Raw genomic sequence first — 12,405 nt, 5'->3', positions numbered from 1 at the left:
TCGCTTTCGCCGGCGCGGCTGGGCGGGCTGGTCGTGGGACCAGAAAACCATTGACCGGCTGGACGGTCAATCCACCTGCCCTGGTGTCGACTCAGTAGACGAAACCGAGATCTTGTCTAGCATGGGGTCATGCCACCGTATCGAAACGCCGTCGCGACGCCGTCCCTCAGAGCTCGCCAAAAGGCCGCCACCCGTGAGCTGATCGTCGACGCCGCAGTGCTCGTTTTCACCGATAGGGGATATGAGGACAGCCGGATCGACGAAATTGCGGCGCGGGCGGGAACCAGCCGCGCCACGTTCTACCTGCACTTCCGGCGCAAGAGCGATCTGCTCTTCGAACTGGCACGTCGCGCGGAACACTATTTCGAAAGTGACTACCGGGAACTAGCCGATCTACTGCGCGATCCCGAGGTCGAGGAAATCCGTTGTTGGATCGCTCGTGGATTTGGCTGCTGGGTTGCAGCCGCAGCGCTTATGCGACCGGTCTTCGAGGCCGCCGACAGAGACCGCCACTTGGCCAATCAGTTGCTGCCCGATGTCCTGCCCGGAGCTCGCCCATTGGCCCGTGCTTTGGTGGATGCCGCAGTTTGCCCCGACGAGTCGACTTCCGAGGCCATGGCCATGGTCTTCATGGCGCCGTTGTTCGTGGCGTTCCGGCGTCGAGCGTTCGGCAGGCCGATCGACGAAGATCGGTTAGCGGTGCTTGTCGCGCAAAGCTGGAATGCACTTGCCGTCGAACATTTGAGAAAGCCGACGTCGCTAAGCCCGGTCGAAGAACCGCGAGGGCCCTGACTTCCGGCGATGGTCCGGAAAATCCCCTTGCCGACGAGTACGGATACCCAGTCGTCGGCCGGCGCGCAGCATGGACTTCTGCGCTGCTGGCCGCAAGCTGTCCCGCTCTAGGAGCGGACTTCGCCTGGCGAATGCCCGCGGCCCTGGGATCGGCCCGTACACACCAGCATGGCCGAAGCCGCCCGGAGGTTTTTGCAGTTCCGATTCGCGGAGTCCCGCTTGGCCCATTGATCGATTAATGGCGCCGATTACGTCAGCAAAGTTCTGCTGTCGCGGCAGGAACCAGGCGAAGTCCGCCGTGAGAAACTCAGGGGTCGGCGATCGTGGCGTCCAGTTGGCCCGCCCGCCACAGCGCCGTGGCCTGCCGCGCCCACTCGGCCAGCCGCAGGGCCTCCGAGGGCGAGAAGAAGTAGGTGTTGAACTGCAGGCGCTGTTCGGGATCCAGTTCCCTGGGCAGCAGCACCATGGGGCGCGAGCCCTTGACCTTGACCGAATGGAACAGCCCGCAATGCCGGGCGATGTGGTGGATTTCGCAGAACAGGTCGCTGCTCTCGATGTCGGTGCGCCCGCCGCGTTCCCACTTGTCCAGGTGGTCCAGCTCGCAGCGGTGCGCCGGCATGCTGCACCCCGGATAGCCGCAGCCGCGGTAGGCGGCGCGGATCGCCCGGGCCTGGGGTTTGGAGAACAGCCGCTGCGTCCGGCCCAGGTCGAGGATGCGGCTTTTGCCGTTGAGCACCACCGGGTACAGCCCGGCATTGCACACCATGGCGCGCACCTGCCCCGCCGGGATCGGGATGCCCGAGGTGGTGACCGCGAAGTCCCGGCCGGATTCGAGCATCTTGTCGTAGTCCAGCAGCACGCCGATCTGCGGGGTGGTCACCGCGTGGCCGTCGCTGGCCAGGGCGCCCGGCCCGTTGGCCTGCAGCACCGTCATGAGCCCCAGCAGGTGCCGCAGCTCCGGCCGCAGGTCCTCGAAGGGGCCGGGAAGTTCCGCTTTCCGCGCTTCAACGGGCGGATTGTCCGGCGGGCCGGCCTCGCTGTCCGGCTCGCCGCCGGGCTCGGAGGCCTCGGGCGTTTCTCCTTCGGTGCCGTCGGCGGTGCCGTCGGCGTCGTCCTCCGCCTTGGCCCAGTCCGGCATGGTGGACTCGTCGTCCCAGCCGGGGGCGGCGCCGTCGTCGACGAGCGCGGCGGCCTGCTCGGCGAGCGCGTCGCGGTTGCCGGCCATGGTTTTCGGGTTGTCGATGGCGCGGAAGATGGCGTGCATGGTTTCGCCCTGCGAGGGCAGGAGCTTGACCAGGAAGCGCTCGAGCCCGTTGCGGATGCCCAGCGGGTAGATGCCGATCTGGGAGAGCAGGGCCTCGGGCGGGCGCTGCTCCCCCACCGCCTGGGCGATCAGCGCGGAGATGTGCTTGCGTGCGGTGGCCGGCTGGCTGCGGATAAGCTCCAGCGCGAGCTCCTGGAGTTCGGCCCGGGTCTGCTCCGCCTCGGGCCCGGTGCCCAGATCCTTGTCCGCGGCCCTGAGCTTGCGCGCGGCGGAGATGACCAGGCGGGGGTCGGTCCCCGGATCGTCGAGGGCCGCGGCCAGCACCGGCAGCGCGGGAGCCGCCGGCTCGCCGGCATCGGTGACCTGGGCGATCAGGCAGTCCGCCGAGGAGAGCCGTTCACGGGCGGTGGAGACCGGGACGTTCAGCCAGCCGGCCAGCAGGTCCAGCGCCTTCTTGAAGTGCGTGCGCCCGCCGGTGGTGCGGCCGGCGGCGGCCTCGGCCTGCTGGGGCGTGGGTTCCAGCCCGCCGTCGGCTATGGCCTGCAGGGAGTCGGCGTCGAGCTTGTGGGCGCCAGTGCGGCGCACTGCTTCGGCGGCGTGCAGCTGGGCTCGGCTCAGCTGCTGCGAGAGGTGCTCGATGAGCAGCGCCGCATAGGCGGCGTGCCCTGCGGGGACGTCGGGGTCGGACAGGGCGCTCACCGCCGATCCGAGCAGCCTGTCCGCGGCGGACAGGTCGAGAAGTGCTTCGCTGCTGGTGCTCATGGATCCAGCCTGCCCTTGCGGTGGCGGGTGCGGGGCTGATGCGCGGCAAGGTGGGGATAACCCAAGGTCCGCGCCGCCGTGCAGCGTGCGCTCGGCCCTGTAACAGGTGCGCGCTCAGCCGTGCATCCGGTACCAGAGCAGCGCCACCTGCAAGCTGGCGCGGGATTCGGCCGAGTCCAGCGAGACCCCGAGCTTGTCCTCCAGCTTGGCCAGCCGGGCGTAGAGCGTGGGGCGGGAGTAGTAGCCGGCCTTGGCCAGGGCGGACTTGTTGCCGCCGTGGGCCAGGTAGAGCTCCAGCAGCTGCAGTCCGTCGGCATCGGGCGGGGAGAGCAGGCCGGCCAGCTCGGTATGGGCGAAGGCGCGCAGCCGGGCATCGGCACCCATGGCGGAGAGCACCCCGCGCAGGCGCAGGTCGGCGAAGCGGTAGTAGGGCCGGGCGCGCGTGGGCAGGTGCGGGACGATCTGCGCGACATGGGCGGCCTCGTCCAGCCGGGACAGGCAGGCGGCCAGCGGGCCCTCGGTGGCGACGCCGATCGCGGCCGGTCCTGCCAACTGCTCTGCCAGCTGCTCCGCCAGCCGGCGGGTGAAGCCCTGCAACGCGGAGTCCACCAGCTCGCGGGCGCGCACCGGCAGGATGACCGCCAGGTAGCCGGGCTTCAGCGACCCGGCCAGCACCCCCAGGCGCAGGGTGTCGGCCAGCTGCTCGATGACCTCCAGCGCGGCGCGTTCGGCCAGCTGGGTTTCCGTGGGGGTGCGCTCGGCGGCGGCCAGCGACAGCACCAGCGGAACGTAGTAGGGCGCGGCGTCCAGGCCCAGCGACTGGGCGCGCACCGCGACCTCCTTGTCGCTGTAGCCGTGCGCGGCCTGCAGCTCGTGCAGCATCGAGGTGCGCGCCTGGTAGAGCAGTTCGCGCTGGTCGCGCCCGGAGAGCCGGGCGATGGTCAGCGCCTGGCCGGCGCGCTCCAGCACCAGGGCGGCGCCGGCGTCGTCCTCCAGCACGGCCGGGACGATGAGCCTGCCCCAGCGGCGGCGGGCGGCCCCCACCGGGGTCTGCAGCCAGTTCTCGGCGCCCGCCGACCGCCCGGTGTGTTCCAGGTAGCCGACGAACCGGGAGCGGCAGATCCAGTCGTCCAAATCCGCGTTCGCGTGGGCGAGGACCAGGTGGCGCACGTCCTCGAGCACCACGGGGGCGTGAAGCAGCTGCGCGGTGCGTTCCACGATGGCCTGCTCGTCGGCCTCGGAGAGCGAGAGCCCGGTGTAGATCTCGTGCACGCTGCGGGAGAACTGCAGGTCGGCCAGCTGCTGGGCGACCAGCTTCTGGTGGATGATTTCGGTGATGGCCACGAAGCGGACCTTGCGGCGCAGCCGGATCACCGGGAAGCCGAGCCCGGCCACCGGCAGCTCGGCGGCGCCCGGGGCCTCGATGATCACGCCCGCGGCGCCGGCGTCGCGCAGCTGCTGAAGGAAACCGCGCACGTCGGACACGTTGCGCAGCGTGGTGAGCACCAGCTCGCGGCCGAAGAGCAGGTCCACGTTGGATTCGGACTCGGTCACGTGCACCCAGCGCAGCTCCGCGTCGAGCCCCTCGGCGCACAGCAGCTGCGGCTCCGCCTCCTGCACCACTGGCAGGGCCAGCACGTCGTCGACCGTCAGCATCCTCGCACCTTTACACTTCGTCGCAGCTTCACGATAAATCATTACACACTGAGTGTGTTGCAGGCCATGTTCGTGCCGCATGATGAATGCAGGAAACCATACGAGGACATTCTAGGAGCCACGATGAGCACGACGCTGACGACCACCTTGCAGCACTGGATCAACAATGCCGCCTACAGCGGCGATGACCGCACCGGCAAGATCTACAACCCGGCCACCGGCGAGGTGACCCGCGAGGTCGCCCTGGCCTCCAAGGCCACCACCGAGGCCGCGATCGCCGCCGCGCACGCCGCCTTCCCGAAGTGGCGCGACACCTCGCTGGCCCGCCGCACCGCCATCATGTTCACCTTCCGCCAGCTGCTGGCCGAGCGCAAGGGCGAGCTGGCCGCGATCATCACCGAGGAGCACGGCAAGGTGCTGGATGACGCGCTGGGCGAGGTCGCCCGCGGCATGGAGGTCGTGGAGCTGGCCTGCAACGCGCCGTACCTGCTCAAGGGCGAGTACTCGGAGAACGCCTCCACCGGCGTAGACGTGCAGTCCATGCGCCAGCCGGTCGGCGTGTCCGCGATCATCTCCCCGTTCAACTTCCCGGCCATGGTGCCGCTGTGGTTCTTCCCGGTCGCCATCGCCTCGGGCAACACCGTGGTGCTCAAGCCCTCGGAGAAGGACCCGTCGGCCGCCAACTGGCTGGCCGAGCTGTTCGCGGAGGCCGGCCTGCCCGAGGGCGTGCTGAACGTGGTGCACGGCGACAAGGAGTCGGTGGACACCCTGCTGAACGACGAGCGCATCTCCACCGTGTCCTTCGTGGGCTCGACCCCGATCGCGCAGTACGTCTACTCCACCGGCACCGCCAACGGCAAGCGCGTGCAGGCCTTCGGCGGCGCGAAGAACCACATGCTGGTGCTGCCGGACGCCGATCTGGACCTGGCCGCGGACATGGCCGTGAACGCCGGCTTCGGCGCCGCGGGCGAGCGCTGCATGGCGATCTCCGTGGTCGTCGCGCTGGAGAACATCGCCGACGAGCTGGTCGGCAAGATCGCCGAACGCGCCAAGACCCTGCGCGTGGGCGACGGCACCCGCGGCTGCGACATGGGCCCGCTGATCACCGGCGAGCACCGCGACAAGGTCGCCGGCTACATCGACGCGGGCATCGCCGCCGGCGCCACCCTGGCCCTGGACGGCCGCACCGGCGCCATCGACGCGGACGGCGAAGGCTTCTTCCTGCACCCGACCATGTTCGACAACGTCACCACCGACATGAGCATCTACACCGATGAGATCTTCGGCCCGGTGCTTTCGGTGGTGCGCGTGAAGACCTTCAACGAGGGCATCGAGCTGATCAACTCCTCCAAGTACGGCAACGGCACCGCGGTGTTCACCAACGACGGCGGCGCGGCCCGCCGCTTCGAGAACGAGATCCAGGTGGGCATGGTCGGCGTGAACGTGCCGATCCCGGTGCCGGTGGGCTACCACTCCTTCGGCGGCTGGAAGGCTTCGCTGTTCGGCGACCAGCACGCCTACGGCCCGGAGGGCTTCAAGTTCTTCACCCGCAACAAGGTTGTCACCAAGCGCTGGCTGGACCCGAGCCACGGCGGCATCAACCTCGGCTTCCCACAGAACGACTAGGACCCATGACTACCGAAATCAGCGATATCACCAGCGACCAGATTGCGCAGGGCCGGCGCGCCCACGAGCTGGACCGCGAGCACGTGTTCCATTCCTGGCAGGCGCAGGGTCCGTTCAACCCGATGACGGTCCTCAAGACCGAGGGCTCGTACGTGTGGGACGGCGAGGGCAACAAGCTCATCGACCTCTCCAGCCAGCTGGTCAACACCAACGTCGGCCACCAGCATCCGAAGGTCGTCGCGGCGATCGTCGAGCAGGCCGGCAAGATCGCCACGATCGCCCCGCAGCACGTGAACGACGCCCGCTCCGAGGCCGCGCGGCTGATCGCATCGCACACCCCGGGCGACCTGGACAAGATCTTCTTCACCAACGGCGGCGCCGACGCGGTGGAGCACGCGGTGCGCATGGCGCGCCTGCACACCGGCAAGCACAAGGTGCTTTCCGCCTACCGCTCCTACCACGGCGGCACCCACCTGGCCGTGAACATCACCGGCGACCCGCGGCGCTTCGCCTCGGACGCCGGCGCGGACGGCATCGTGCACTTCTTCCCGGCCTACCCGTACCGCTCCTACTTCGGGGCCGCCACGGAAGCCGAAGAGACCGAGCGCGCGCTGAAGCACCTGGAGGACCTGATCATCCTGGAGGGCGCCGGCAACATCGCGGCGCTGATCCTGGAGTCCATCCCGGGCACCGCCGGCATCTACGTGCCGCCGGCGGGCTACATGGCCGGGGTGCGCGAGCTGACCCGCAAGTACGGCATCGTGTACATCGCCGACGAGGTCATGGCCGGCTTCGGCCGCTCGGGCGAATGGTTCGCGGTGAACCACTGGGACATCACCCCGGACCTGCTCACCTTCGCCAAGGGCGTGAACTCCGGCTACGTGCCGCTGGGCGGCGTGGCCATCTCGCAGGAGATCTTCGAGACCTTCCGTGAGCGCGTCTACCCGGGCGGCCTGACCTACTCGGGACACCCGCTGGCCTGCGCCGCGGCGGTGGCCACCATCAAGGCGATGGAGGACGAGGACTTGGTCGCCAACGCCAAGCGCCTGGGCGATGAGATCATCGGCCCGCGCCTGGCGCAGTTCAAGGCGGACCACCCCTCGGTGGGCGACGTGCGCGGAACCGGCGTGTTCTGGGCGATCGAGCTGGTCGTCAACCGCGAGACCCGCGAACCGCTGGCCGCCTACGGCGGCAGCTCGCCGGAGATGAACCAGGTCATCGCCGCCGCCCGCGCGGCAGGCCTGCTGCCGTTCGCGAACTTCAACCGGCTGCACGTGGTTCCTGCCATGAACATCCCGGACGAGGTGCTGATCGAGGCGCTGGACAAGCTGGAGCAGGCGCTGCTCGTCGCCGACGGCTTCGTCAAGTAGCTGCACCCGCACAGCTGGCAGGATTCCCCTGCCAGCTGTGCTTTTTAACATTCGGCATTAACAATTCGCTGGCAGATGAATGGGCCGCCTGCCCCCTCGCCCGCTGTGAAATACTGGGGTCACCCGCACAATCTTTATGGAGGAACCCATGGCAGGCGACGCTTTCCAGCCGCATCTTCAGTGGGGCGTCAAGGCCTCGTTCGTTGGATACATTTCATCCCTGGCCGACGGCCGCATCGAAGCCTCGAACGGGGTGTGGCAGGTCGGCAACGCGCTGGCCTTCCCAGTGCACCCGGCCGTGGATGTTCCCGACAATGAAATCTGGTTCAACGGCCGGGTGTCCTTCTCCGGCCACGGCGGGATGATGAAGCTCGAGCTGAACGAGCCGCGTATCGAGAACCAGGGCGAGTCGATCTTCCTGACCATCGACACCCCCGAGGGCCGCACCGCCATTGCGGAACTGGCCGAGACCGGGGTTTCGCACGCCATGGGCATGACCCGGACCCGGTTCTCCGCCGTGGTGACCGAGGAAGGCTCGAAGATGTTCAACGGCCAGTACCCTGCCGGGCAGGCTATGGAAGAAGTCGAAGTCACCCTGCGGGGCTAGAAACACCTATTACAGCAAAGCCCTGCACCGCCGACGAGGTGCAGGGTTTTGTTGTCCCTATAGGCGGGAGAACTCCGAGGCGCGGGCGACCTGGTCCGCGCTGAGCGCATGACCCGTATATTTTTCGAACTGCGCGGCGGCCTGCAGGGCGATCACCTCGGCCCCGGTGATGACCTGCTTTCCCTGCTTCCGCCCGGCGGCGACCAGCGGTGTTTCACTCGGGAACGCGACCACGTCGAACACCGTTTCCGCCGCGGCGATCTGCGCGTCGCTGAATGACTGGGTGGCAGCCTGCGCACCGTCCATGCCCAGCGGCGTGACGTTGACCAGTATCTGGTGGTCTGGCTCCGGATCAACCGCGGTAAAGAAATAACCGTACTTCTGCGCCAGCGCGCCTCCTGCGGCGGCATTGCGTGCGAGCACCGTGAGGTTCTCAAATCCGGCTTCGCGGAATGCCCCGACCACCGCCTTGGCCATGCCGCCGGAACCGCGGACGAGCACGGCGTGCGAGGGATCCAGCTCGTGGCGCTGGATCAGCGTGGCGATCGCCTCGAAGTCGGTGTTGGAGGCGCTGAGCCGGCCGTCGGTGTTAACGATGGTGTTCACCGAGTCGATGGCCGCCGCCGAAGACTCAATGGTGTCCACCAGCGCCATGACGTCTTCCTTGAACGGCATGGACACCGAGCAGCCGCGGATGCCCAGGGCGCGGACGCCGGCGATCGCCCCGGCCAAGTCCTCGGTGGAGAACGCCTTGTAGATGAAGTTCAGTCCCAGTTCCTCGTACAAGTAGTTGTGGAAGCGGGTGCCGATGTTCGACGGCCGGCCGGACAGCGAGATGCACAGGGTCATGTCTTTATTCAGGATGGGCATGGAGGGCTCTTCCGGGGTCGCGGGACGGGGTCTCCACCTTAATATACGGGGGCTGCAAGCGGCCGTGGGTAATTAAAGATGATTTCACGCGCCAAGTTCCCTGCTCCATTAATCTGGCCACATCAGGTCGTTCGGGCGAGGATCGGATTCCCGTCATCCACGTGGCATTTCGAACTTCTTGAGTTTGTGCGTGCCGTCGCAGAACGGTTTGATGGCCGAGCTTCCGCAGCGACACAGGGCCACTGTTTCCCGGCTTGTCGGAACAGCATTGCCTTCTGCGTCGAGAATCTCGAAGTCGCCACGGACGATCAGCGGCCCCTGCGGGCAGACCACGATCTGTGCTCCATCCGCGTTCATCCCTGGACCTTCACTTTCGGTTGACGCAGGGACGAGTCGCCCCGGCCCCACGCTTCAAGCTGGTGGGTTCCCACTAGGGCGTCGATGGCGCAAGCCGCCTGCGCGCCGAAAAACACCGCTTCGGCGATGCTGGGATCCTGCTCGATCAATCCGCCCGCCAGGTCGCGTCCGGCGATCTGCTCGTGGACTGCGTCGGCTTCCACGTGCTCATCGAAGTAATCCGTCACCGGGGAGTCGAAGCCCAGGCGTCGGAATCCGCGCGCATACCGGGCATTGGGGATCGAGGATGTCATCTCGTAGATGGCTAGGTGACCGGCGATACTGCCGCGCAAACGGCGATGCAGGCCGAAGAACGACATCATGTTGACCGACGCCAGCGTGATAGCGGGCAAGGACTCGATGTAGGCTCCGAACTCGGAGTCGAGCCCCAGTCCCCGCATGGTTATCTCGAATAGCTCGGAGTGCATGGCACCAGGCCGGCCTGCCCCGTATTCGTCGAACTGGATCTCCATCAATGCGGACTTTCCGCGCCCGGTCAGCCGTGGGATCGCCCACGAATGCGGGTCGGCTTCCTTAAGCTGGTAGATGGACTTATGCATGAGGAATTCGCGCGTTTGCTCAATCGTCGCATGCCGGGATATGTAGTTCGAGACCGATGGCCCGCCGTCCGCGCTGGCAAGGGCGAAAAGCTGGCGAGCCGTATCCTGTGCGGAGCCGAGCGAGAAACTTACATCCCCGGCGATCTGCCGCAATCGTGCCTCAAACCGCTCTTCAATCTTTGCTCGAAGGCCCAGCAGCGACGGATTCCATTCCCAGCGTGCATCGACCCGGTCGAACCCGCGGTAGTGCAGTTCGTAGAGGGCGAAGAGGAGAATCTGGATGTCCTCGCTATAGAGGATGTCTTCCGAGTCCAGAACTTCGAAGGCGTCATGTTCCAAACCGGACAGATCGACATCGGCGTCGTAGGTTCTCAGCACCTCGAAAAGAGATTCGCTGATCCGGCCTCGATCTTCTGGAAGCTCCACTTCTCCACCTGCTCCTTCGTGCGCACATACTGAAAAATCGACTATAGGCAATGTCCAACCCGATTACCGGGCCGGGGTTCGGATTGCCAGAGAATTCCCACAATGTGTCTCAGCCAGATCGGGACCTACCAGCCCGTCACGGGTTGGTGTGGAAGGCCGGCATCGTTTCGCCGTGCGAACTCCTGCTGGGCGTCTTGCACGAGGGCCGGGCCTCCCCCGCGTGCCCAGCTTGCGCGCTGCCGTTGGGCGCCGTTTCCAACGGATGCAATCCGGGCGAAGTAGTTTTGCACGAAATCGAGATCACCGTTGTTTGCTAGATGTTCGCCTGCGTAGTCGAGCAATTGCCTCAGCACTTGCTCCGGTTCCAGCCTGGTTTCGGTTCCCGCGTCGAATAGGGGTCCAGACATGCCCATCTTGGAGGCATGCCAGAGACCGAGATCCAGTAGCCGGTCCTCCACGGTCTTGGCCATGCGTCCCTGCGCGAGGCCGGTATCCACCAGAGCCCTGACCAACATGGCGATGGCCACCGATTCGCCGGCCGTCAATTGTTCGTCGGCCGCGCGGACCTCTATCGTGGGATTGTGCTCGGACAGGCGCACAGCCCAACCGATATGTCCGGCGTCGAGCAATGCGCCGGAATTAAGCATTATCCGACGCAACCGTTGGTAGTGATCCATGGAGTCGAACGCCGGAGGAACGCCTATCACGGACCAACGGCGGTAATGCACCATCCTCCAGGACTCGAACCCGCTGAGCTCACCGTTCCATACCGGTGAGTTCGCCCCTATGGCTGTCAGCGCCGGTAGCCACGGGCGCAGTACGTTCATGGCTTGCAGCCCGCTCTCCGCGTCCGGGATATGCACATGAATATGCAACCCGTTGATGTAATGTTCGCGCACGATGCCCGGCACGAAATGCTGGATGTCCTCGTAACGCTGCCCTTCGGATATCTCCGTCTCTCCGGGAAGGAAGGGCGGCGTGCCCGTCGCTACTGGCACCAGGCCCGCACCCGCGCAAGCTTCCTGAAGCTTCCGTCGACCCATCAGCAAGCTTTCCAAGGCATCGGAGGCGGTGGTGCAAATTCCGGAAACTAGTTCAACTTGGGAACCGAGGAGTTCCGGGACGAGTGTTGCCCCGGCCAGGTCTTCGCCCTGCACGTGTTCCAGTAAACCGGGTGGGACCGTAGCCAAAGTCGCGGTCTGGGGATTCACGAGAAAAAACTCTTCCTCGATCCCGAAAGTTCGGGGCATGCAATATCCTTCCGGGATGTCGACTCTGCTTCAGCTGGAGTTTATGCCGGCTTGCGTCCGGGCTCGGCATACCAGTCCCAAATCACAGGAAACGCGAAGAAGAACGCAACATTTCTGCGCAATGCGTCTTCCCCCGCCCGCAGGAATCCAAGCAGTGCCGCCACGCATTTCTGGTGGTTTCCCATGAGTTCGCGTCTCAGGCGGGCCAGCGCAGCCGAACTCTCCCTACTCTTGGCACAAGGGACCGGATTAGTAGCTTTTCCGGGTGGATGAAAATGCCTAGTTGCGTGAGGATGCCACGAAGTGAAGAAGCCAATCGATCACGAGAAATTGCACAAATACCTCAGTGAACACCATTTGGGTTCCGCTGCTGGGCTGGAACACTTCGCCAGCGCAAAACGGATGTGGGCGGATACCCAACATGCGGCCGTCTTCCATTCCCTCTGGTTGCAGGTCAAAGAAGACCAGCAGGATCTCGAGCGCATCTTGAAGAAGCTGGGCCGTGAGCCCCATGGCCTTGCGTTGCTGGCCGAGCCCTGGGCTAAGCTTCTAGGCAAGATCAACTTGCTCAACCCCCTGCGGCAGCGTCGCCAGACGCTGGCCCAGACACAGCTCGATGTGCTGACTGGCCTGCTGAACGCCAAGCACAACATGTGGCGCACCCTGCTTCTGATGGTGGGTGAGGAGCCGACGCTGGACGAGGCCTTGCTGAGTGATCTGAAGTTGCGTGCCGAATCGCAGATTCGCCAACTATCGGAGTTCAGCGACAGTTCATGGGCCGAGCGCTTTCGCTGAGTTTGTCCGAACCGAGATACGGAAACACGTT

The 12,405-nt window shown here is 65.9% G+C and carries 11 protein-coding genes; 5 read left to right on the top strand and 6 right to left on the bottom strand.

Annotated elements, in window-relative coordinates:
- Positions 1–129 precede the first annotated feature (129 nt).
- A complete protein-coding gene (locus tag IEY43_RS15255; protein WP_188949429.1) occupies positions 130–792 on the top strand; it encodes a TetR/AcrR family transcriptional regulator in 663 nt (220 codons plus the stop codon).
- Between the two features lie 307 nt (positions 793–1,099).
- Here the strand turns inward: IEY43_RS15255 and IEY43_RS15250 are convergent, their stop codons facing one another.
- Together IEY43_RS15250 and IEY43_RS15245 are read right to left on the bottom strand one after the other, a co-directional pair.
- The gene (locus IEY43_RS15250; protein ID WP_188949427.1) at positions 1,100–2,818 is read right to left on the bottom strand and encodes an HNH endonuclease signature motif containing protein; all 1,719 of its coding nucleotides are present in this window, start codon (positions 2,816–2,818) and stop codon (positions 1,100–1,102) included.
- A gap of 114 nt (positions 2,819–2,932) precedes the next feature.
- Positions 2,933–4,474, bottom strand: a complete 1,542-nt coding sequence (locus tag IEY43_RS15245) for a PucR family transcriptional regulator (protein WP_188949425.1) — start codon at positions 4,472–4,474, stop codon at positions 2,933–2,935.
- Positions 4,475–4,597: 123 nt separating this feature from the next.
- Here IEY43_RS15245 and IEY43_RS15240 point away from each other — a divergent pair, with 123 nt between their 5' ends.
- From IEY43_RS15240 to IEY43_RS15230, 3 genes are all read left to right on the top strand, one after another.
- A complete protein-coding gene (locus IEY43_RS15240) occupies positions 4,598–6,100 on the top strand; it encodes a CoA-acylating methylmalonate-semialdehyde dehydrogenase (protein WP_188949423.1) in 1,503 nt (500 codons plus the stop codon).
- A gap of 5 nt (positions 6,101–6,105) precedes the next feature.
- Complete coding sequence (locus IEY43_RS15235) at positions 6,106–7,470, top strand: aspartate aminotransferase family protein (RefSeq protein WP_188949421.1); 1,365 nt, start codon at positions 6,106–6,108, stop codon at positions 7,468–7,470.
- Between the two features lie 148 nt (positions 7,471–7,618).
- Positions 7,619–8,077 carry an HtaA domain-containing protein gene (locus IEY43_RS15230; RefSeq protein WP_188949420.1) on the top strand — a complete coding sequence of 153 codons (459 nt, stop codon included), beginning with the start codon at positions 7,619–7,621 and terminating at the stop codon, positions 8,075–8,077.
- A gap of 57 nt (positions 8,078–8,134) precedes the next feature.
- On the opposite strand, the gene IEY43_RS15225 is transcribed toward IEY43_RS15230, so the two are convergent.
- The 4 genes from IEY43_RS15225 to IEY43_RS15210 form a co-directional block, all read right to left on the bottom strand.
- Positions 8,135–8,947 (bottom strand): shikimate 5-dehydrogenase, encoded by an 813-nt coding sequence (locus IEY43_RS15225; protein WP_188949419.1) that lies wholly within the window; start codon positions 8,945–8,947, stop codon positions 8,135–8,137.
- Between the two features lie 153 nt (positions 8,948–9,100).
- On the bottom strand, positions 9,101–9,304 hold the full coding sequence (locus IEY43_RS15220) for a CDGSH iron-sulfur domain-containing protein (protein WP_188949418.1): 204 nt from the start codon (positions 9,302–9,304) through the stop codon (positions 9,101–9,103).
- Positions 9,301–10,329 (bottom strand): iron-containing redox enzyme family protein, encoded by a 1,029-nt coding sequence (locus IEY43_RS15215; RefSeq protein ID WP_188949417.1) that lies wholly within the window; start codon positions 10,327–10,329, stop codon positions 9,301–9,303. Before IEY43_RS15215 ends, IEY43_RS15220 begins: the two co-directional genes overlap by 4 nt.
- A 125-nt stretch (positions 10,330–10,454) precedes the next feature.
- Positions 10,455–11,579, bottom strand: coding sequence for a carboxylate-amine ligase (locus IEY43_RS15210; protein ID WP_188949416.1), 1,125 nt, complete (start codon positions 11,577–11,579; stop codon positions 10,455–10,457).
- Positions 11,580–11,882: 303 nt separating this feature from the next.
- Between IEY43_RS15210 and IEY43_RS15205 the strand changes: the two genes are divergently transcribed.
- On the top strand, positions 11,883–12,374 hold the full coding sequence (locus IEY43_RS15205; RefSeq protein ID WP_188949415.1) for a hypothetical protein: 492 nt from the start codon (positions 11,883–11,885) through the stop codon (positions 12,372–12,374).
- Positions 12,375–12,405: the final 31 nt, after the last annotated feature.

This window comes from Glutamicibacter protophormiae, from assembly GCF_014647495.1.
In the GTDB taxonomy this organism is placed as follows: Bacteria; Actinomycetota; Actinomycetes; order Actinomycetales; family Micrococcaceae; genus Glutamicibacter; species Glutamicibacter protophormiae.
This window is presented reverse-complemented; position numbering and strand designations above follow the sequence as displayed.